Source organism: Verrucomicrobiia bacterium, assembly GCA_023953615.1.
Taxonomy (GTDB): Bacteria; Verrucomicrobiota; Verrucomicrobiia; order Limisphaerales; family JADLHS01; genus JADLHS01.
The window spans coordinates 1228377-1251124 of sequence record JAMLJH010000002.1 but is presented as its reverse complement, the minus strand read 5'-3'; the positions used below and the strand labels follow the sequence as shown (position 1 = coordinate 1251124).

15 protein-coding genes are annotated in these 22748 nt (G+C 56.8%); 12 read left to right on the top strand and 3 right to left on the bottom strand.

Translation table 11 applies throughout. The annotated features are described in order from the left end of the window. The first annotated feature begins 72 nt into the window (after positions 1–72). The 7 genes from M9920_15600 to M9920_15570 all read left to right on the top strand — a co-directional run bounded on the left by M9920_15600 (position 73) and on the right by M9920_15570 (position 9867). On the top strand, positions 73–2241 hold the full coding sequence (locus M9920_15600) for an alpha-galactosidase (protein MCO5053703.1): 2169 nt from the start codon (positions 73–75) through the stop codon (positions 2239–2241). A gap of 125 nt (positions 2242–2366) precedes the next feature. Continuing rightward, positions 2367–2867: a DUF456 family protein gene (locus M9920_15595; protein MCO5053702.1), complete on the top strand. Its 501-nt coding sequence runs from the start codon at positions 2367–2369 to the stop codon at positions 2865–2867. 227 nt (positions 2868–3094) lie between these two features. Then, positions 3095–4720: a hypothetical protein gene (locus M9920_15590; GenBank protein MCO5053701.1), complete on the top strand. Its 1626-nt coding sequence runs from the start codon at positions 3095–3097 to the stop codon at positions 4718–4720. Then, on the top strand, positions 4717–5598 hold the full coding sequence (locus M9920_15585) for a hypothetical protein (GenBank protein MCO5053700.1): 882 nt from the start codon (positions 4717–4719) through the stop codon (positions 5596–5598). Before M9920_15590 ends, M9920_15585 begins: the two co-directional genes overlap by 4 nt. Before the next feature lie 18 nt (positions 5599–5616). Beyond that, positions 5617–7740 carry a hypothetical protein gene (locus tag M9920_15580; GenBank protein MCO5053699.1) on the top strand — a complete coding sequence of 708 codons (2124 nt, stop codon included), beginning with the start codon at positions 5617–5619 and terminating at the stop codon, positions 7738–7740. A 246-nt stretch (positions 7741–7986) separates the two neighbouring features. Continuing rightward, positions 7987–8316 carry a cytochrome c gene (locus M9920_15575; protein MCO5053698.1) on the top strand — a complete coding sequence of 110 codons (330 nt, stop codon included), beginning with the start codon at positions 7987–7989 and terminating at the stop codon, positions 8314–8316. Positions 8317–8397: 81 nt separating this feature from the next. After that, entirely contained in the window at positions 8398–9867 is a 1470-nt protein-coding gene (locus M9920_15570; protein MCO5053697.1) for a NapC/NirT family cytochrome c, read from the top strand. Between the two features lie 50 nt (positions 9868–9917). On the opposite strand, the gene M9920_15565 is transcribed toward M9920_15570, so the two are convergent. Beyond that, on the bottom strand, positions 9918–12833 hold the full coding sequence (locus tag M9920_15565) for a glycoside hydrolase family 78 protein (protein MCO5053696.1): 2916 nt from the start codon (positions 12831–12833) through the stop codon (positions 9918–9920). Positions 12834–13274: 441 nt separating this feature from the next. Here M9920_15565 and M9920_15560 point away from each other — a divergent pair, with 441 nt between their 5' ends. From M9920_15560 to M9920_15550, 3 genes are all read left to right on the top strand, one after another. After that, positions 13275–13823, top strand: a complete 549-nt coding sequence (locus tag M9920_15560) for an RNA polymerase sigma factor (protein MCO5053695.1) — start codon at positions 13275–13277, stop codon at positions 13821–13823. Positions 13824–14206: 383 nt separating this feature from the next. Next, complete coding sequence (locus tag M9920_15555; GenBank protein MCO5053694.1) at positions 14207–14638, top strand: hypothetical protein; 432 nt, start codon at positions 14207–14209, stop codon at positions 14636–14638. 11 nt (positions 14639–14649) lie between these two features. Beyond that, entirely contained in the window at positions 14650–16425 is a 1776-nt protein-coding gene (locus tag M9920_15550; GenBank protein MCO5053693.1) for a hypothetical protein, read from the top strand. Positions 16426–16837: 412 nt separating this feature from the next. Here the strand turns inward: M9920_15550 and M9920_15545 are convergent, their stop codons facing one another. Together M9920_15545 and M9920_15540 are read right to left on the bottom strand one after the other, a co-directional pair. After that, a complete protein-coding gene (locus M9920_15545) occupies positions 16838–18922 on the bottom strand; it encodes a hypothetical protein (GenBank protein MCO5053692.1) in 2085 nt (694 codons plus the stop codon). A 67-nt stretch (positions 18923–18989) separates the two neighbouring features. After that, positions 18990–20618 (bottom strand): PhoPQ-activated pathogenicity-related family protein, encoded by a 1629-nt coding sequence (locus tag M9920_15540; protein ID MCO5053691.1) that lies wholly within the window; start codon positions 20616–20618, stop codon positions 18990–18992. A gap of 203 nt (positions 20619–20821) precedes the next feature. On the opposite strand from M9920_15540, the gene M9920_15535 reads away from it, so the two are divergent. Continuing rightward, on the top strand, positions 20822–22345 hold the full coding sequence (locus tag M9920_15535; GenBank protein ID MCO5053690.1) for an AAA family ATPase: 1524 nt from the start codon (positions 20822–20824) through the stop codon (positions 22343–22345). A gap of 127 nt (positions 22346–22472) precedes the next feature. Continuing rightward, complete coding sequence (gene rpsO / locus M9920_15530) at positions 22473–22730, top strand: 30S ribosomal protein S15 (GenBank protein MCO5053689.1); 258 nt, start codon at positions 22473–22475, stop codon at positions 22728–22730. The last annotated feature ends 18 nt before the right edge of the window (positions 22731–22748 follow it).

The following is a 22748-nucleotide window of genomic DNA, read 5'->3' as shown; positions in this document are numbered from 1 at the left end:
TCTCTCAACAAACCCAACAGCCCCAATTCTGCGATTGCTTTCCGCTCTGAGGCTGGTTTCCTTCTTCCGTACATGCGTAAAAACTTTTTCCTTGCTGGAATCTTGGCGGCGATTGCGTGCGTGACTTCCGCCGCGCCGTTCAATGTTTCAACCGACTGGTTGCTGGATGCCACACCCTACCGCGCCCAGGTGCAGACCAATGCTGATGGGCGTCAACTGCGTCTCAGCAACGGTTTGCTGGCGCGAACCTTTCGTCTTACGCCCAACGCCGCCACGATCGCCCTCGATAATCTGGCCACTGGCGAATCCTTGTTGCGCGGCGTCAAACCCGAGGCGGTGGTGGAAATTGACGGCGCGCGATACGAAATTGGCGGACTTAAAGGTCAGCCAAATTACGCCTTTTTGCGTCCGGAATGGATCGAACAATTGCAGGGTGACGCCGCCGCTTTTCAGTTGACCGGATTCATAGTGAGTCCAATTGAAGCGCGCTTTGCGTGGAAGCAGGTGCGGCATCACGCCCCCGATGTGAAGTGGCCGCCGTCCGGAGTGCATTTGCGGATGGACTACGCACCATCGAGCGGCACAGACGAATCGGCAACGCGCGACATTCGCGTGTCCGTTCATTACGAACTTTACGATGGGCTGCCGTGTTACAGCAAATGGTTGACCGTCAGCAACGGGACGACACGGACCATTCGCGTGGATCGCTTCGTCAGTGAAATTCTGGCCGCCGTCGAGCGGGTAGCCGAGGTGGATGAATTGGCGGCGGGCCGTCAGACGCCAAACCTGCATATCGAGACCGACATGGCCTTCGGCGGCATGATGGCGGCGGGAGCGAACCGACGCTCGTTTCGCTGGTTGCCTGACCCGCAGTTTGACACGCAGGTCAATTACGAAAAGAAAACGCCCTGCCTTTTGGAGATTGGACCGGATCTCGGACCGGCGCAGGAGATTGCTCCCGGCGACACGTTCGAGTCATTCCGCGCGTGGGTGTTGCCGTTCGAGGATTTCGATCGGGAACGTTGTGGTCTGGCCCTGCGCCGCATGTATCGCGTCATTGCGCCGTGGGTGACGGAAAATCCATTGATGATGCATGTGCGTTCAGCGGATGAGCGCACGGTAACGAACGCCATCCAGCAATGCGCCGAAGTCGGGTTCGAGATGGTGATTCTCAGCTTCGGCAGCGGGTTTGATCTCGAAAATGAAAATCCGGAAACCCTTGCCCGAGCACAGTATTACGCTGATTTTGCCCGCAGTCGGGGCATTGAAATCGGCAGCTACTCGCTGTTGGCCTCGCGAAGCGTTGGCGGGGGCAACGACGTGGTGATGCCGCCGGGGCAACATCCGACCTTTGGCAATTCGCCATGTCTCGTCAGCACTTGGGGAACGAATTATTTCCGACGGCTCTATGGATTTTCCCGCGACAGCGGTTTCACGTTACTGGAGCATGATGGTTCGTATCCGGGTGACGTTTGCCAGAGCGATCAGCACCCCGGCCATCGCGGTCTGGCGGATTCGCGTTGGAAGCAATGGCGCGAGATCACGGATTTTTACAAATGGTGTCGCGGCCAGGGATTTTATTTGAACGTGCCCGATCATTATTTCCTATCTGGTTCGAGCAAAACCGGCATGGGCTATCGCGAAACCAACTGGTCATTGCAACGCGAGCAACAGGTCATTCACACCCGGCAGAACATCTACGACGGGACCTGGGAGAAAACCCCCAGCATGGGCTGGATGTTTGTGCCGCTCACCGAATATCAGGGCGGCGGCGCGGCGGCGACCATCGAGCCGCTCGATGAACACTTGGACCATTATGAACGGATGCTCTACAGCAATCTCGCGCTGGGAGTGCAGGCGTGTTATCGCGGACCGCGGTTGTATGACACCGAGCGCACCCAGGCCATGCTCCGCCGCTGGGTAGGCTGGTTTAAGGCGCACCGCGACATTTTGGAAAGCGATTTGATTCATGGCCGTCGGGCCGACGCGCGCGATCTGGACTGGATGCTGCACGTGAATCCCAAGTTGAAAGAAAAGGGTCTGCTCGTTGTGTTCAATCCGCTGAATGAGCCGATGAGCAGAACCTTACGCGTGAATCTTTATTACACTGGTCTGACCGACGACGCGCGCGTCAGCCAAGCGGGTGGGGCGACCGGGGTTTTCAAATTAAACCGCGACTACGCAATCGAGCTGCCAGTGCAAGTTGCGGCTCAAGGCATGAGTTGGTTCGTAATTGAGTAAGGTTGCGGGCGCGCACCCGATGTCTGTGGCTGGGATGCGAGCCAACTGGTTCCACTGAACGTATTTTCCTGAAACTCCATTGATCCGGGAGTTTCCTTCTTCAAGATTCGAGGTAAAATTGGTTGGTGAACTGGGAACAAATCATCGGATTAAGTTTGGCGCTGGTGGTCATGCTGGTGGCGTTGGTGGGCAACGTGATCCCCGGGGTTCCGGGAACGCCGCTCGCTTTGGTCGCGGTGATTGGTCATCGGCTGTATTTCGGAGCGGCAAGTGTCAACAATGCGGTTTTAACGGCGCTGATTCTACTGACGGTGCTGGCGTTGGCCCTGGATTTTTTGGGCAGTGCGCTGGGCGCGAAGAAGTTTGGCGCCACCTGGCGCGGCATCACCGGCGCGGTGATTGGCGGACTGGTCGGACTGTTTTTCAATTTGCCGGGAATCATTCTCGGCCCGTTCATCGGCGCGACGCTGTTCGAGTTGATCGGCGACAAAGAACTCAAGGCGGCCGCCCGGGCTGGCCTGGGAGCGGTGATTGGCTTGGCGCTGGGCGTGATCGGCAAGTCGGCCATTTGCGTGGTGATGATCGTGTTGTTCGCCGTGAACGTCATTGCGCGCTCCATTGATTGAGCGGCTAACTGCTTTGAAGTTTGAGCGGTGGTGGAATCAGGCCTTGCCTACACGGACTCAACGGCCTTCGCGCTCAAGGTTGATTATCTACTCCATCGTTGGCCAACGGTGATTTTCCACCCGTAATCGCCAAGGCATCGTAGCGCTCCGCCGCGTCGAGCAACGCAGGAGAAAGATTGGTCAATATCGGGGTAGCTCGTTTCTCGCCGCAGGATAGGCTGGGGTGCATGAAACGGTGTCTGAAGACCCTCCTGCCGGTTCTGCTGCCAGCCGTGATCTTTGCCTTTACGATGGGCGCGCAAGACGTTCTCCACCTGAATTTCACCCAGCCCGGCGGATTCCCCGGTCATCCAGTAATGACGGGCATTTATCGGACAAACAACAGCGTCACGCTCACGTGGGACGGCCCCTCGGGGTACTATCAACTCTACCAAACCACCAATCTGCTTAGTCGGTATTGGGAGGCGGTGGGTGGGCCGAATTTGAATCGCAACGCCACCCTCACAAATCCGCCAGATCAAGTTTTCTTCAAGGTACTCGGGCCGGCGGCGCAATACGCCGGATCGCTAGCATGTGCAGGCTGTCATCGGGCCATTTACAACAACCAAATGGAAACCGGTCACGCACATGCCTGGACGCCACTGGAGATCATTCATCAAGACAAGAATCCGGCGTGCATTGTTTGTCATGCTGTCGGTTATGGATTACCCACTGGCTTTACCAGTTTGGCCGACACGCGCCATCTGGCCAATGTGCAATGTGAGAACTGTCACGGTCCAGCGGCTAGTCACGCAGCAAATCCGCGCGATCTGAGCCGCCGTCCCCGGGCAGAGATTGCGGGACAGGTTTGTGGTGGCTGTCATAATTCATCTGAAGGTCCGTTTTATAGCGAGTGGAAAGCCAGTGGCCACGCCACCGTAGTGGAGGACCTGAGTTCGCCGGGATTGATCAATAATTGCGGTCGTTGCCACTCCGGCACGGTCCGGCTGGCGTTGGTGCATGGCGCCGATCCGAGCGACATTCCAGTTACGCTGGCCAACGACGCGAACGTTGGGCTTACCTGCGTAGTTTGTCATGATCCTCATGCCAAACAGACCTGGACCAATGTGTTAACCGGCACGGCGTTCACTAATCAATTACGGTATCCACTGACCTCGACGAATTACATCAGCGTCACCAGCGGAACCACTTTTACCAACCGCTTGGATATCAATGTATGTGCGCAATGTCATAATGATTTCGGCGCGAACTGGGCTGGTACGCGCCCCCCACATCACTCGCCACAGTACAACATGCTGATGGGAACGGTAGGGTTATTGCCAGCCGCCGGTGCCGCACCGATTTTTATCAACAGTGCCACTAACGCCAATCCGGCTACTCATGCCTTGTATGTGGAGAAGCAATGCGTGACGTGCCACATGCAAACGACGCCATTCGTTGACGAAGAGCATCCAGCGCAAGCGGGTCATACCTTCAAGGCAGACCGTGTGGACATCTGTCAGAAATGTCACGCAGTGCCCGATCGGCTGAATCATTTCAACGCGGCGGTCGCCACGCGTATCGAACAACTCAAGGTGGCCCTGAACCAGTGGGCGGCGACTCGCGCACCAGCCGCGTTGCGTGAGCAATACGGATTGTTGGCCTGGGAATTCAGCATTCCGGGAACATTGTCCTCTGGCGTGGCGGGACCCACCGCAGCCGAACAAGCTCTAATTCCGGCGCGCATCAAATACGCCCGGTTTAATCTCTATGTTGCTGCCTACGACGGCAGTTTGGGAACGCATAATCCGATGCACATCGCCGCCTTGCTCGACGCGGCGGATGCCTGGGTGCAAGCTGAGCTGAGCCAATGAACTACCCCTTCGCCCCAATCAGTGTGTGGATCGCCCAGGTGCGGCAATATCTGTCCAGCCTGTGGGGCCGGACCCTCCTTTGGCTGGCGGCGGTGCTCCTATTGACGGAGATCGTTATTTCCTGTCGCACGGTCAGTCGCGTGGCGGTCTTGTTGCCCGACGTTCCGGGTGCGGAATATATCGGTTCGAAAGCATGTGCGGAATGTCACGCGGAGATTTACCGCTCGTTCCAGACCGCTGAACACTCGATCTTGACGATGGGCGGACCGAATGTTCTCAATGCCGGCTGCGAATCTTGTCATGGCCCAGGCAGTCTGCATTCCGAATCGGGTGGAGAAGTATTGCCACCCTACAGTTTCGCGCCGGGGCGTCCGATCATGAATGCTTCCGGAACCCATCCGGCCGTGCCGGCGGCGCGTGCGGTGGAAACGGTCTGCTTCAATTGTCACGGCGAGGTGCGCGGCCAATTTAATCTGGCCAGCCACCATCCTGTTTTGGAAGGACAGATAAGTTGTACGAAATGCCATCCGCCGCACCAAGGCTCGATTCATCTGGGAGGCAGCATGGCGTTGCGGGCACAAGATACCACCTGCTTGAGTTGTCATCCCGCGCAGCACGGTCCGTACGTGTTTGAACATGAGGCGATGCGGGAAGGTTGCGTAACGTGCCATGTCCCGCACGGTTCGGTGAACGCGAAGCTGCTGGCCGTGCGCGATGCCAATCTTTGCCTGAAGTGTCACTTTCAACGAGTGACGGGCGGGCAAGTCCTGATCGGGGGTGCGGATCACACTCTGCGTTTGGGACAGGGTACGTGCTGGACGGCGGGGTGTCACGAGGCCGTTCACGGATCAAGGGTAAACTCGTCGCTGCGGTACTAATCCCAGGAACCAAGGGTTATGAAAGAGAAAACGCGGATAAAAAAACGACGGAACCAACGATCAGTCTGGCCGCGCCATGTGGTCATGAGCGTGGCGGTAATTCTGGGAACGGAAGCTGGTTGGGCGGCTGACGGTGAAACGAGCTTTGAAGGGCCGGAGGAAGCAGGCAGCAATTGGATTGAACTCGGTATCGGCGATTTCTTCAGCCAGAAAAATACCGCGCAGGCGGAACAAACGCAGCGCCTGACGGAACATTTTTTCGGCGGGATCGAGGATTTTCATTTTCACAAAGACGTCGCCAAAGGTACGGCCTTCTCACTGGATGGGCGCGGGCTTTTTGATTTGCATGATTATCGGCTCGGAATCGGCCTGGAAAAAGAGGAGCATTACTTTCTGAAACTCAACTATCGCGAGTTTCGCAGCTGGTCGAGTGGTGACGGCGGCTACTACCCGCCCACGGACCAGCTATATTCGCTTTACGATCGGGCGCTCACGCTGGATCGCGGTGAATTCTCGGTTGAGAGCGGACTGACTATCGAGAATTTACCCACGTTGCGTTTCAAGTACACCTATTGGTTCCGCGATGGCGAGAAAGGTTCGACGATTTGGGGGCCGACACATCCCGGTTTGATGTTTCCCTCCAGTGGGTTGGGGCCGACACTTCTGGCGATTGACGAGGAGCGGCATGTTTTCGAGTTCGATGCCAGGCAACGGATTAAAGCCACGGATGTTGGCCTTAGTCTGCGCTACGAATTCGGCGATTTGAATAACGCAAAAAAAATCTCCTTCTATCCCGGCGAACCACCGGTGGGCGGGGTGCCGCAAGATCGAAAGGTGACTGATCAACAGAATAGTTCCTATGATTGGTTCAGCGTTCATGCCTTCACCGAAACCTGGCTTAAGGAGAACCTATTTTTCTCGACAGGATTCCTGTTCGCGGATTTGGACAACGACGTGGGCGGCAGTCGAATTTGGGGCGATAATTTTGACGTGCTATTTGCGCCCAACGCGGGGAATGGTCAAGGTTATACCAATCTGCTCAGCAACGCGCGTAAGCACGACTACGTGCTCAATCTGAACTTAATGAGTCAACCGGCACGCGCCCTGATCATCACCCCATCCATCCGAGTTGAACGGCAGGATTGGAACGCACAATCTGCGGCGTTTTCCACTTACGCCAATTCGCTCTTTGGCGCAACGAGCAGCACGGCCGATGCGGACGCCATTGACGTGCGGGAACGCCTGGATGTGCGCTACGGTGGCATTACGAACTGGGTGTTCAGCGCCAGGGGTGAATGGAATCAAGGGCAGGGTAACCAGCGCGAATTCGGCGGTATCTTCAACGATGCGATCAGCCCCGGTGCGCCCATCCAACGCAAGACCGAAGAGACGCGCTTGCATCAAAGATACAGCTTGAGCGCGAAGTGGTATCCGGTGCGACGGCTCAGTTTTGATGTAGGCGGCTACTATAAACGCCATAGTTATGATTACGACCACAAGCTGGACAGCACGCCAAACAATGATGTGGGCGATCGCTATCCGGCTTATCTAACCTTGCAGGACTTGGACACTTACGACGGCAGCGCACGGATGACCTGGCGACCGCGATCCGGTTTGACTCTTGTGAGTCGTTACGAATATCGGTTCGCCACCATCCACACGACGCCTGATTCAATTTCGGGCTTGGGCGAGGTGGAATCTGCCAAAATGACCAGCCACATTTTCGCGCAAAATGCGAGCTGGTCACCATGGGCGCGCTTGTCGCTGCAACTAGGTTTCAATTATGTGCTGAGTGATTTGAAAACACCGGCGCGCGATTATACCGCCGCAGTGCTCAAAGCTCAGAACAATTATTGGAGTCTCAGCTTCAACGCCGGCTTCGTGTGGAGCGACCGCACGGATTTGCTACTCGGTTACAGTTACTATCGCGCCGACGATTATACAGACAACGCTCCGGCAGGACTGCCCTTGGGCAGCGGCGCCGAGGAACACGGGGTGAGTGCCCTTTTAATGCACCGCTTCAGCAAGAATGTGCGGGGCACACTGCGCTACGGGTACTATGCTTATTCCGATGCCAGCGCGCGAACTTATCGCGATTACGAGGCACACGCGGTTTACAGCGGCGTGCAGTACCGGTTTTGAAGGGTAACTGGCATGAGGCGGAGTGATTCGCAACGCGACAAATTTGGGTTGTTCATTGGCAAATTCAGCGGAGCCTAAACGGGGTGGATCTTTAATATTATGACGTGAATGTGAACCAGCAAAAGATCGCCAAAGTGCAGTCTGATAATTCGCGCAAGTACAGTTTGATCTCCACCAGGCGAAGGACACGTTTAATTGATTTTGTTTGGTTGGGATGCTGAATAAATCGAATAACACCTGAAGCTCATGAAAAAAATACTATTACTCTCGATCGTCCTCGCCGCAGTCACCGTCCTTCCTTCACGGGCGGCCGAAGCCAAGGAGATTTACGCCAAATCTTGCGCCAAGTGCCATGGGAAAGAGGGTAAAGGCGACACCAAAATGGGACAAAAAAATGGGTGCAAAGATTACACCGACGCCAAAGTGCAAGCGGCGTTGAAGGATGACGAAGCCTTAAAAGCCATCAAGGAGGGCCTTAAGGACAAGAAGGGTAAAGAAGTCATGAAACCTGCGGAAGATTTGTCGGATGCGGAGATCAAGGAACTAATTGCTTACATGCGATCGTTCAAAAAATAAGAGCGCGGTTGGTCACATTCGGTTGGTCCAGTGCGCCGTTTGATGCGGTGCCGGCTTGTTCTTGCAGAATTTGAGCAAAGCATGAAAACGGACGATAAGGTGGCACGGAAATCAGGGTCTTGGCGCAACTGGTTGACGTTGGCCGGAGGCGTGGTGGCGGTGGGCAGTTTCTTCGCGTTTCTGCTGCTCTTCGCGATTGACATGCTCGCAGCCTACAGCAATCCCTACATGGGGATTCTGGCCTACGTGATTGCGCCGGGATTTTTGTTTCTCGGGCTGACTCTGGTAGTCGCGGGCATTTGGTGGCAACGCTGGCGCGCGCGTAAGCTCGGCGTGGTTGTTTCTAGTTTTCTGGCCGTGGATCTTTCCCGTTCCCAGGATCGCAAGAAACTGTGGATCTTTGGTGGAGCAAGTGTGGTTTTCCTCCTGGCTACGGCCATCGGCAGTTACCAGACCTACCATGTGGCTGAGTCGGTGCAGTTTTGCGGCCAGGCCTGCCATGGTCCAATGAAACCGGAATATGTGGCGTACCAAGTTTCCCCGCACGCTCGGGTTTCCTGTGTGCAATGTCATGTGGGTGGCGGAGCGGAAGCCTTCGTGCGCGCTAAGATGAATGGGGTGCATCAACTCATCGCCGTGTTCACGGATGATTACCATCGCCCCATTAAAACGCCGATTCGGAATTTACGGCCGGCCCGCGAGACGTGTGAGCAATGCCACTGGCCGCAGAAATTTTCGGGCAACATTGACCGCACCTATCAATCCTATCTGGCGGACGAAACCAATACCCCTTACGCCGTACGCCTCTCTCTGCTCGTGGGCGGGGCGGATCCCGAATACGGTCCCGTGGGTGGCATTCACTGGCATGTCAGTCAGGAAAATAAAATCGAGTACATTGCCACGGACGAGCGGCGTCAGGTAATCCCATGGGTGCGGGTGACGGACCCGCAAGGTAATATCACCGAATATCGCACGCCACGCTTCACCAATGACGTGCGCGGTTTTGAAATCCGCACCATGGATTGTATGGACTGTCACAATCGTCCGGCTCACCAATACGCTTCCCCGAATGACGCGGTAAACTTTGCCATGCGAATTGGCAAAATCAGTCCCAGCATTCCCTGGGTGAAATCCAACGTGGTAGAATTGCTGGCAGAGGAATACGCAACTGAGACCGAGGCGCTAGAAAAACTCAAAGCCGGTCTGCGCGAAATTTATGCGGATCGCCCGGAAGTGGACCAATTGGTGACCGAGGTGCAGAACATTTACCGTAAGAATTTTTTTCCGGAAATGAAGGTGAGCTGGGAGGCCTATCCCGTGAACGCTGGTCACAAGGACTGGCCGGGTTGCTTCCGTTGCCACGACGACCGGCATCATGCCACCACTTCCGAAAGGACCATTCCTGCCAGTGGCTGCCAATCTTGTCATACCATTCTGGCGCAAGGGCAGGGGGCAGAATTGGATCTGATTACGCCGCAGGGACAGGAATTCCGCCATCCCGGTGATCCCATTGATGGCGCGTGCAACGACTGTCACACCGGCGGGCCGTAAGCCGGAAGAGAGAAACCCACTCTGACGGTTTGTCGGGCTGCGTCGGTGACTTAAAGTTTTGACACAAAGCGATATTGCCCGGCGGTTACGCTCAGTTCCGCCACGCCGTCAGCCAAACGCACCAGCTTAACTCCCTCGACTTGGGCGATGGGCAATTGCCCTTCGGTGATTTGGTCCGCCTGTTTCGCCGGCAGATAGACCGTCGCGGTTGTATTGGCCGGGATGAGCGTTGCCAACTCGAATTGATCCGGTGTGCGTCGCCAGTTGCTTTCGATACGTCCGCGGATCGAATCGTAATGGGCGCGCACCCAATGGATCGGTTCGTGATCAGTATTGCTGCCTGGCGTGGGTGGCTGCGGCCGGATGACGATGGTCGCGTAGCCGGGACTGCCCCATTGAATCCCCGCCAGGTCGTTGAACATCCATTCGCAGACCGCGCCAAACGAGTAATGCGAGAACGAATTCATCTCGGCATTCTGTTTGCCGTTGCGGCCCTGAAAGCCGTTTTCCTTTGTGAAACTGTCCCAACGCTCCCAAATGGTCGTCGCGCCCTGACTCACTTCGTAACCCCAGGATGGATAATTGCGGCTCTGAAAGTGGCGCACGGCCAGATCATTTTCGCCCACGCTGGTCAGCACCGGCAGCAGGGGTCGCGTTCCCAGAAATCCTGTGGTCATGCCGGAATTTTCCGCAGTTGCGCCCTGACGCAATTTATCCGCCAAAATTTTACCGGATTGCAACCGTTGCCCGGCGGGAATCAAATCCATGAACAGCGCCAGCGCGTAGGCGGTTTGGGTGTCCACGGTGAGCGCGCCGTTCGCCTGAACATATTTCCTGTCGAAGGCGGTTTTGATGTTCTGAAACAACTGCGCGTATTCGGCAGCGGCGGTGGATTTTCCGATCGCGGCGGCCATTTGCGACATGAGTTGAGCCGAGTAGGCGAAGTAAACGGTATCCACAAAATCCAGCGGCGTCTTCGCCCCAACCGACAACCAGTCGCCCCATTCGTTGCCATGCGTCACGCCCAGAAAGTCCCGGCTCGTGGTCTGGCGCCATTCCATGAATTTCACCATGAACGGCCAGCAACGCTCGAGGACCCGCGTGTCGCCGTAGGCCTGCCAGATGGTCCAGGGACAAATAATCCCCGCATCGCACCAGGCCGTGCCGAAATCCCAGCCGTGTTGAAACGGGTAGGGCGCATAGCCGGGGAACGCGCCGGTCGGCTGTTGCGCCTCCATCAACTCGCGCAGCCATTTGGTGTAAAACGCGGCCACGTCGGCATTTAATGTGGCGGTATGCACGTAAATTTGCGCGTCGCCCGTCCAGCCAAACCGCTCGTCACGTTGCGGACAATCCGTCGGTAGATCGAGAAAGTTGGCGCGTTGCGTCCACACCACGTTTTTGAACAAGCGATTCACCATCGGATCACTGCACGTAAAGCCGCTGGCCAACGGCGTGTCACTTTGTAACACCAAACCCGTAATCGCCTCCGGTCCGGGTGTGCCGGGATAACCTGTCACCTCGACATACTGAAATCCGTGAAAGGTGAACCGTGGCACCCAGACCTCGCCCTGCGGATCACCACGCAGCACGTAATGATCAATCGCCCGCGCCCGGCGCAGATTCTCCGTCATCAAACGCCCGTCCGGGTACAGCATTTCGCCATGACGCAATTGTACCGTCGTTCCGGCGGGACCTTTGACCTTTAACCGCACGACGCCGGCGAAGTTCTGGCCGAGATCGAAAATATACACGCCGTTGGTGGGCGAGGTGACCGCGACTGGCGCAAGCTCCTGTACCACGCGCATGGGCACTCCGGGGAACGCTTCCAGTTTGGGCGGACGCTGAAAGCGCAAGTCAATCGGTCGCCCCTTGATTGCGAGCGCTTCGCCCGGTTTTTCGGGATTGCGCCATTCATAGAACGTGGCGGGCACCGGACCGTTGGCTTCGGCGGGAATGGCGGATTCCCATTGGGCGTCATCGAAACCCATCTTCGTCCAACCGGTCGTTTCCCGTCGCGCATCATAAAATTCGCCCATCAAAAAATCGCCCTCACGAATGGGGCCGGCACCGCTCGTCTTCCAAGTGACGTCCGTGCTGACGGTTTCGCGCGCGCCATCGCTGTATTCGATTTCCAACTGCGCCATGAGTGCGGGAGTTTTGCCGTAGGTGTAGCGACCAATCTTTTCCGTACCGATGCCCGTGAGCAGTCCGAAGCCGAGATAACCCGAATACCAACCGTCACCGAGCCACGCGCCGATGGCGTTCCTGCCGGTCTGCACGAGCGGCGTCACGTCGTAGGTGTAATAATACGCGCGTTGATGATAATCCGTCCAACCGGGCGCGAACCACGCATCGCCGACGCGCGTGCCATTCAGGTAAAACTCATAAATGCCGAGCGCCGTGGCATAAAGCGTCGCGCGGCGAATTGTTTTGGCGGCGGTAAATTCGTGCCGGTACTGGCGGGCGGGCGGCAGGTGCAATTTGCCCGCGTCCTTTTCCACCGCTGCGGTGTCGCGAAAGCTGATGTACTGGGCCGACCAATCCTGCGGTTGCAACAAGCCCATGGACCATTGCGCGGACTCGCTCCAACTGGATGCGCCGTTTTGATCCCAAACACAGACCTTCCAAAAGCACTGCTGGCGCGATGCCAACGCCCGGCCGGCATAGACGATGTTCACCGTCTCCGCACTGGTCATCTTGCCGCTGTCCCACAAGTCGCCTTGATTCTGATTTAATTGTCCGGCGTTGGAGGCGACCAAAATCCGATACGCGGTTTGTTTTGCGCCGCGCTCATTCGATTCGACCCGCCAGGTCAGTCGCGGTTGGGTTTCGTCAATGCCCAACGGATTGTCGCGATATTCACAACGCAACGCCACCGGCGCCAAAACCGCCGGCAGGGAGCCGGCGCCGGCAAAACCGAACAGCAAAATGGAAAGAGTCAGTCGCAAGCCAATTGAATTCATAGGGGGTTTGATAAGGGTAAAGTTAGTCCGGTTAAATGCGGGTTGCGACCGTTCTTAGCGGCGAAAATACATTTTTCATCACGCCCATCATCGGCGAATTGCCGCTCCATTGTCAACGGATGGCGCGGGTACGAAGCGTCTGATCCCGGCAGAATGAACGATCAAAAACGAGCTTGAGCGGGAATGATACAGTGGACTTGGGGAGCGCATCCGCCTCGGATGCGGTTTGACGCGCCGCGCGTTGAACACTCACTTCAGCCAGTGGGCGAATCGTAGGCCGCGTTTGAAATGTTATCATCTCCGGCGGACGAGGCGTCCGCCAGCACACGCGAGGCGCGTATGCTCCCCCCAAACCCATCCGTAACCGCGCGCATTGAAAATTCAAACATCGGATTGAACCTTTTCTCGCTTCGCGCATTCCTCTCGGTGTAAATGCTGGCAGTGGCTGAATCCGAACAACTGCCGGTGGCCGCAGCCCGGCTGGGGCAACCGGAGGCGTGGAACACCCTGTTCCAGCGTTACGAATTGCCGTTGTATGCCTACGTTTTTGAATTGGTCCGCAGCGAAGCGACGAGTTTGGACATCGTCCAGGAAACCTTTATTGCCGCCTCACGGCACATCGGCGGCCTGCGCGACAATGCCCGGTTCGGAAGCTGGCTCTTTGGCATCGCGCACCAGAAATGCATCCAACATTGGCGCCAGCGCGACCGCGAACTGCCGACCGATGACGAGCAGTTGGCGGAATGGCCCGACGACATGGATAATCCGCGAGAGCTGCTCATTCGCGAGGAGGCAGCAGCGGAATTCATGCAGGCATTGGCGCAATTGCCGTCGCCGCAGCGTTCGGCGTTGCTGCTGCATTTCCTCGAGGATTTTCCGTTGGAAGAAATTGCGCGCATCACCGGCGTCAGCGTCGGGACGGTTAAATCCCGACTGCATTACGGGAAGAAAGCCTTGCGGGAAATTTTAATGGATCGGAATCGAGCATGAACCAGCGTCTTGCAACCATAACGAAACCGCCACGGATAACAGCGGAACTAACGGCGAAACTGCCACGAACAACGCTAGCGCATTTTAAGTATTCCTATAGCCGCCGACATGACGCAACGGGCCTCGCAACTTCAAGCCAAGCGTTGGGGTCAAACGGACGACCGCTCTTGGTTCGGGGCGAGCACCGGCGCGACCGCGCCTTGGACTGCGGCAGTCTTCTGCCGCTTTCCGGTCGCGGGCCGATGATCCCACAGCGGCAGAAGACTGCCGCAGTCCAAAACCTCGCGGACAGAGGCGCCATTCTCCATCCGGACCCCACCTTCATTGGGTTACACTCGTTCGGTGCCACGGCTACAACTTTAATTAAACCGCTATAGAATATCATGAATACGCCGCGTGAAATTTTACTTAGGCAACATCGAGCGATTGAGTCGCAGCTTGAGCGCCTTCGTCACGAAACCTTGCGAGAAGTCACGGAAACCAATCGTGAAAGCGCGGCCGCGGCGAAGCTTACGCTGGCCGCAGCCATACGCTTACGCTGGCGCGAGTTGCTTTGGCCCTGTCCGCAGGCTTGGGCCGGTTTGGCTGTCGTGTGGTTGGTGATTTTGACGGTGAACCTGACGACGCGCGGTCCTCAATCACAAACCATCGCGCAGGCCGCGCCCCCTTCACCGGAAGTGCGGGAATTATTGCGACAACAAGAGCGCTTGTATGCCGAGTTGTTAGGGGCCACGCCAACGCGAGTGGCAACGCAGACAAAAGCGCCTGCGCTCTCGCCGCGCAGTCAGCGTCGTGACGAAACCACCATTGTTTAGTCTGATATCCTATGAACGAAAAACCGAAATCTGTTTGGACGCGTCCGTGTTCGGGCGGCTGGAGCATCGCCGGCTGGTTTATCATCTTGTTCGCCGCTAATTTGGCCATCCTCGTGTGCCACAACCTGATGCTGGCGGAAAGTCGTTCTTTTTCCGATTTCATCCTGCCGGCGCTGGGTTTATCCGCCGGTCTGGCGCTTTTGTTCATGGGCGGCGCCTGGTTCCTGCGATGGAGCCGTTCTTGGCGGAACTTGCGCCGCTTGCTTTTTGGCGTCGTCTGCTTCATCACCTTGATCGCGCTCTTCTACGCGGAAGAAAACTGGCGCGGCAAATGGGCTTGGAAAAATTACCAACGCGCCGCTGAAGCTCGGGGCGAGAAGCTGGATCTCGCCGCTCTCGCACCGCCACCCGTGCCCGACGACCAAAACTTTGCCATGACGCCGCTTTGGGTCGAAGAAATCAGCAGTATCCTGGGCATGGAGAAGGCCAAGCTCTGGTACGACGAAAATCGGATTGCCGCGCTCGGCCACACCAATTTTGTCCAGCCGCTGAATCTGCCGATTGAGCTTCCTGGTCGGGATTTGGAAAGCCCCAATCTACCTGTCGGCGACTGGCGGCTTGCGAAGAAAACGGACCTAGGGTCCTGGCAGCATTACTATCGGCAACTGGCAGAAAAAACGAATTTTTTCCCCGTTGCTACGGCCCCGCAAACACCAGCTCAAGATGTACTGCTGGCTCTAAGCCGATATGATGGGACGATTGAAGAACTGCGCCGCGCCAGTCAGCTTCCCTACGCGCGGTTTCCGATCACTTATACCAATGAAGTAAAAGCAAGGATTGTCCTGCCGCATCTGTCTTCACTCAAGGGCTTGACCAGGATGTTGTGCCTGCGCGCTTCTGCCGAACTCCAGGCGGATCAGCCCGACCAGGCGCTGGCGGATTTCAAGCTGATGTTTCGCTTGAGCGCCGCGCTCCAGATCGAGCCGTTCCTCATTTCTCATTTGGTGAACATCGCCATGTTCAATCTTGAGCTGCAATCAATTTGGGAAGGACTGGCCGACCGCAAGTGGAATGACCGCCAGCTTCTCGCCTTGGACACCGAATTGGCCCGGCTCGATTTTCTGGCCAGTTATCAACTGGCCATACGCGGCGAGCGGGCTAATATAGTTGACAGCATTGATTACTTGCGGCGGCGTCCCAATCGGATCGAAGAATATTTAGAGCTTACTGACCTCGACGAAACCATTATGCCTCGATTAGTTCAGATCGGTCCTTCCGGCTGGTTCGAGCAGAACAAACTCGCGCTGTGCCGGTTCATGACGGACACATATTTGCCGATCGTCAATCTGAAAGACCGAACCTATTCGGCGACTAATGGCGCGAAAGCCGAGACAGATCTTGTGGAACTTACCAGCCGTCGCACCCCTTACAACTGGCTTTCCCGAAAAATCATGCCAGCATTGGCCAGCGCTTCCACCAAATTCGTTCAAGCGCAAGCGGCCACCGACCTCGCCCGCGTCGCCATCGCGCTGGAACGCCATCGGCTTGCGCTCGGGGAATTTCCCGCCACGCTCGCCGCGCTCGAACCGCAATTCATCGCCAAACTGCCGCACGATGTCATGAATGGTCAGCCATTGAAATATCGCCGGATGGCGGATGGCTCATTCATCCTCTATTCGGTGGGCTGGAATGAAACCGACGATGGTGGAGAGGTGGCATTGAGCGAAAAGGGCAAAGTCCCGTTGATGACCCAAGGCGACTGGGTCTGGCGTTATCCGACAAAGTAAAGCTTGGGCGGATGTTCAAGTTCATCGCACAAGTCAGAACGATACAGTGGATTTGGGGAGCGCATCCGCCTCGGATGCAGCTCGACGCGCCACGCGTCGAACACGCACTTCAGTCAGTGGCGAATCGCAGGCCGCGTTTGAAATGTTATCATCTCCGGCGGACGCGGCGTCCGCCAGCACACGCGAGGCGCGTATGCTCCCCCCAAACCCATCCGCACGTAGTCACGACCGGCGTAAAACGTAAATTGTCATTCGGATATTTCGCGGTGAAGGAGTTTCCATCTTCGCCTTCCGAGAAGGCATGCCGTCGGTCGCTACATTATTTCTGGAACCGCTCTAACCCGGAACGATGTAGTTGGCCCGTTCCACCCAAACTCCAATCAAATCGTTCCGGCTGAGGTACCGCTCGCGGTCAATCGGTGACCTGAATTCGAAACGCGAGAGCGGGCTTTCCCAATGAGCCATAATCGGCGTGAAGCACCACCCAGCCATCGCGAGTGGCGGTGGTCTTTGGAATTTCCACGGCCCCTAGAATTTCCGCGCGTTCCAAGCGGGACAGGTTGAAGTCGCCCGCCGGCAGAGTGGTTTTCCAATCGGTCGGTTGTTGCGTGAGCGTCAATTGGCCCGTGACGGTATTTGTGCCGAAGTTGTACACATGCAACTTGAGCGGCAATGATTCACCGGCGTTGACGTGATAGACATATTCCTCCGACCACGGCAGGTCTTCGACCTTGTGGAGGCGCGAACGAGGCAGGGAGAGTTGCAGCACGACGGGCGAAGGTGTTCCGCTCCGCCAATCGCCAAGCGCGGGTGGTAGTTCCAGGGGCAGCGTTTCCGCCTGACCCGCGGGCAGGAACACAAAAACCGGAGCTGAACCCAGCGGCGTCGGAAACTGGTTGCCCAGCGAACGCCCGAGATAATCCACTATTTCTTGCACTGGCAATGCGTCCGGCAATTTCCATGATGTCGTGGTTTGGCCGCGCTCGTCCCAATCAACCTCCTTTTCCACCCAGGCGACCAACACGTCGCGCTCGCGGCCATCGGGTTGGGCGCGAAAGGCAAATACGTTCACATGCTCCGCCGGTTGCCAGCGACCTAAAATGCGCGCGCCCGATAAGCAACGCCCCACTGTGGCGAGCGCCACATAAGCCGGACGCGGCGTGAGGTCCTCGCGCAGCAAACCGAACTGGATGTGATTGTTCTCCTGATAATTCCCCAGGATGAAATGGAAGTGTTGCTTGGCGCCGGCGAACAGACTGTTGGCGTAAGCTTGGGCAATCATTTGCGCCTTGAGCCGTTCCAATCGCGGTTCCTGATCATACCACGGCGGGTTTTTCAAATGCGGCGTGCCGCGATCCGCTTCGGTGATCCAAAGCGGTCGGCCGGAAGTCGCTTGGCGCACCGGCGACCAGAGGCGCGCGTAAGCCTCCGGCCAGTCGTAACTGTGGATGTTGTAAGTGTCAAAGTAAGGCCAGGTTTCATTGGCCAAAACGCCTTCCGTTTGCTGGGAAGTTGGCACTCCGGTGGTGGCGTTCCAACTGATCGTCACCTGGGGATCGCCCGCCTTGAAACCGAGCCACGCCGCTTTTTGCCAGGAACAAATCTGATCGGTGGTGTGCCCGCCAAAGGTGGCGACATTGGCTTCATTCCAAGGTTCCCAGGCGTCCACCAAGCCTTGGAAGCGTTGCGCCAGTTGTTGACCAAACCGATAAACGTGGCGCAAATCCGGCGCAAAGCGTCCGTTGCCTTGCTCCGGCTCGCGCGTCCACGGCGGCGTATCGTGAAATACTTGAAGCACCTGCAATCCGGCGGCGTGATGAATTTGCGCCGCCGTGTCGTACGTGGTGGGCGGCGGCGTCAGCGAGCCTGGTTCCGGCTGCAGGTCCCGCCAGCGGAGCCGATCGCGAATCCAATTCACTCCCGCCAGCGCGGCGAGATTCGCCAGTTGCTTTTGTTTACCCGGATCGTTGAGCGCAAACCACGCAGGCGCAGAATCCACGGAGATCGGCGAATCCAGCGGCACCGGCGCTTGCAAACGGGATAGAACCGCCAGCGCAGTCCAGGATTGGTCCGGTTGTTCCTTGCTCCCGAATTCAACGCGATACCAGCCTAAGCCGAGTTGACCGAATGATAAGGTCCGACGCGGCCCCGCCGTTGCGGACGACAACGCACCTTGGCGCAGCGTTGTCCCCTGATCATCCAACAAACGCCAGTGAGTCGCGTTAGGCGGCACCGCTTCGGGGATGGGAATGATCACCGATTCGCCAGCCAAGAAAATGTTCCCCGGATGTTCGGGCAACGGAGTTGGAATTCCGCGTCGCAGCGTGCTGGTTTTACTCACTTGATCGGCACTCGCACCGGCAGTGGAAGCGTCGCCACGATCCAGCGCCGTGCAGCTCGAGGTAAGGAACTGCGTGACGAAGAGCAAGGTTGCGCCCAGCAGGTCAAGGCGACGAAACGATCGCGATGTTGAGAGGTTTTTTCGAAATAAATTCATGGTGCTTTGCGCTCAAAAATTTAGAGATGCGGTAAAAGGCGTCAAGGGCAGGGGAGCGAGCAGGGGGTTATGGATACTGAAACGGCAGGATGTCCGGCACGACATACACTTGCGTCGTGAATTTCAGCGGCGCGAGATTGACGGAGCGGGTATAAGTCAATTCCACGAAGAACGCGCGCCAGCCTTGTGCGGGCGTGGTCACTGCGCCGAGATAAACGCCGCCACCTTGGTCAGACAAATCGGTGCTCTGCCAGGCGGGACCGATGGTATCGAGCCGGAAGTCGCGCGTGTTGGCATTGCCGGCCTGCCAGAGTTTGACCTCCGTGGGCGGATCAGTGGCGACCACGCGGACGGTGTTGGACGATTGCAACGTCCAGGAAAACTGCGGGAGCGGAGTTGAAAAAATGACGGATTCGTAATAAGCGCGCAACGAGGTGGGATAGTCCGTGTCGCTCATCGAGTGTGAGCTGTTGGGGATGTAACGCAGGTACTTAATACCGGGCAGCGCATCGAAGTAAAATTGCGAGGAGTCCGGCAGGAAAAACTGATCGCCGGAGGAATTCACGATGAATTTGGGCATGCTCAAACGTCCGGCGTATTCGTAAGGGTCCTCGATTTCCATTAACGCGTGAAATTCAGGAGTGCCGAATCGGGAGGGAATGTCCATCTCGACGTAGTCGTTAATGGCCGGCGCCCAAAAGCCGTAGGCGGAATAATGATGCGCCATCGAAACTTGCACATTCAACACGTCAATCACCGTGGGCACAATGCCCACCACGCGATCATCCACCACGGCGGTGGTCCAGGTGGTCCAACCGCGTTTCGACGCTCCAGCAACCACAAATTTATTGACGCTCCATCCACCGCCAGGTGCGCCCGCGCAGAAAGCCGTGATCGCATCCATGGCGCGCACGGCGGCTTTGGTCATGGGCAGGCGCGTGGGCCAGCGCTCGTCGCCCGTGCGCATGAATTTGTCCCAGTTGAACGCAATGAGTGAGTCTTCAGTGCGCCCGATGGTTTCTGGCGCAAAGGTCAGCGGTTGATTCGGCACCATCTTGAGTTCAGCCACCACGGTTCCCGTATCGAGCGCAATCTGCCGGAGGTTCGCATCCGCGCTGGAGGGCAGGGAGCCGGGATTGCTGCCGCCCGAGATGAAGAGCAGGGCGTGGGAATTGGTGACTCCGATTGGCAGCACCACAATCAACCAATGTTTCCACAACGTGCGATTCACCTCGGCCGATGTCAGCCAGGATTGTGAAGTCATATCGAGCACGTAGGTCGTTTGCCCCGCGCCCGGAATGGTTTTGGCAAGCGTCCAGGTAAAATTCGTATCGGGTGCGGCGACATAACGATCCAGCGCGGAAAGTTGCAACGCCCGGTAGAACCGGGTTGGCGCGGTCACTGATTCCGGGTCCACCCAAGTGGTGACTGGATTGGTTTGCCAGAGATTGGTGAGCGCCTGCCAGTGGAGCAGATCGGTGGACACTTCGATGCGATGCCACTTACCCGTCGTGCCGGTCAACGACAGTTGCACGAGCTGATTTGGTGCTTGCAGATCAGCGTGGAGTTGCGACGCAGCGCAGGGATGGAGGGCAAAATCTCCGAAGCATGCCAGCAACGTCACGCTACCCAAAGCCAGGAAACGACGCCAGCGCGCTAATTTCAAATTAGTGATATTATCGGACCAAGCTTTCATGATTCCACTGAGTTGCAATCGTTTGCCGAGACAGCTCGATTCTTTAGCGCAGACACTAATCACGCAAGCGGAAAGGCCGTCAGCGGCCATTTACCGCAGTTTTTGTTCGCAATTTCAGAATGTTGCCCGGATAAAGTCGCGTGGCACGAGAGACTTGGAGTTTGAGTCTTCCCATGCAGTTGCGTGCCGTTTAATTTAAGAACATGAATTTGCCGACGGGTAAAGCGATCCCGAGCGGCGCGCTGGGAACAGAAAGTCCGCAGCGCGACCTTGAGGCCATCATTCGTTCGCGCACGGCGTTGATCGCGGTGGAGAGCAACGAAGAGCCGCAAATCGTCGCAATGATTCGGCAAATTGCCCGCCGCCTCCAACTCAAGGCGTTTCGCTGGACAATCACCGAGGGGCTGCAAGCGTTTGAACCTTCCGATCAGCCCATGCAGTCCGTGATCAAACCGCCGGAGATTTTCAACTTCGCACGCACGGATGGACAGCGCTCACTCTTCGTGCTGCTGGATTTTCATCCGTTTTTGGAAGACACCATGCTGGTGCGGCATCTCAAGGATGTGGCGCTGAGTTACCCTAAACATTTTTCCACGATGGTGCTCGTTGGTTGCGCGCTTAAAATTCCCGAAGAACTGCGCCCGTTCACCGGCCAGTTCCATCTACCCCTGCCAACGCTCGATGAATTGCGCGCCATTGTGTACGAAGTGGCGGCGGATTGGGGCGCGGAGCACGGGCGTCGCGAAGTGCAGACCACCAGTAAGGCGCTTGAAGCGCTCGTTCGTAATCTGGCCGGTCTGACCGCGACCGATGCGCGGCGTTTGGTGCGGAAAGCCATTGACGACAATGGGGCAATTACGGAATCGGATCTGCCCGAGGTGATGCGGGCCAAATACGAGTTGCTCGGACGAGACTCGCCGCTGTCCTTTGAATACGAGACGGCACAATTTTCGGAAATCGGCGGGATGAGTCGCCTGCGGCAATGGCTCGACGTGCGAAAAATCTTTTTTGTGGACGGCCCACGCGCGCATTTGGATCCGCCACGCGGGGTTTTGCTGTTGGGCGTGCAGGGTTGCGGGAAGAGCCTTGCCGCCAAAGCGGCGGCGGGCATTTTCGGGATGCCGTTGCTGCGATTGGATTTCGGCATTCTGTACAACAAGTATTACGGCGAAACGGAACGCAACCTACGCAAAGCGCTCGAGACGGCCGAAGTCATGTCGCCTTGCGTCTTGTGGATGGATGAAATCGAAAAGGGACTGGCGGTTGGAGATGAGGATGACGGTCTGGCGCGGCGCATCCTGGGTACGCTGCTGACCTGGATGGCCGAACGCCGCAAACCTGTTTTTCTGGTGGCGACGGCGAACGACATCACCCGGTTGCCACCGGAAATGGTGCGCAAGGGACGTTTCGACGAAATTTTCTTTGTTGATTTACCTGCGCCAATGGTGCGACGAGACATTTTAACCATCCATCTGAAAAAACGGGCTTTGAATCCAAGCCAGTTTGATTTGGCGGCACTGGCGGAGGCGACCAGCGGATTTTCCGGATCAGAAATTGAGCAGGCCATTGTGTCGGCGATGTACACGGCGCACGCGCAAAGCCGCTCATTGAGTCAGGCCGACTTGCTGGCTGAGGTTCAACAAACCAGGCCGCTTTCGGTCGTGATGGCTGAAAAAGTGACGGGACTTCGCGAATGGGCCAGTGAACGAACCGTGCCGTGTGATTAGCTGGCGCGCGAAATTTCATGCTGCGGATGGGAGAATCCTCAACCGACGGCCCAACCGGCAGAATTAAAACCTTTACACGGGAATTGGTACTAATTAGGCTCGCCTAGCATTTTTGACTAGAGAAAGTATGGAAGCCAAAACAAAGACGATTGATTCCTTCAAGTTGCACGAGAAGGATACCGGTTCAGCGGACGTACAAATTGCGCTGCTGACGCAGCGGATCAATCATTTAACGGAACACCTGCAAACCAATAAGAAGGACCACAGTTCCCGCCGCGGTTTGTTGATGATGGTCGGCCAACGCCGTCGGTTGTTGGATTATTTGCATGACATTGACTTGGCGCGTTATCAAACCGTGACCAAGAAATTGAAATTGCGTCGCTGATTGCCGGGCGCGTGGTCA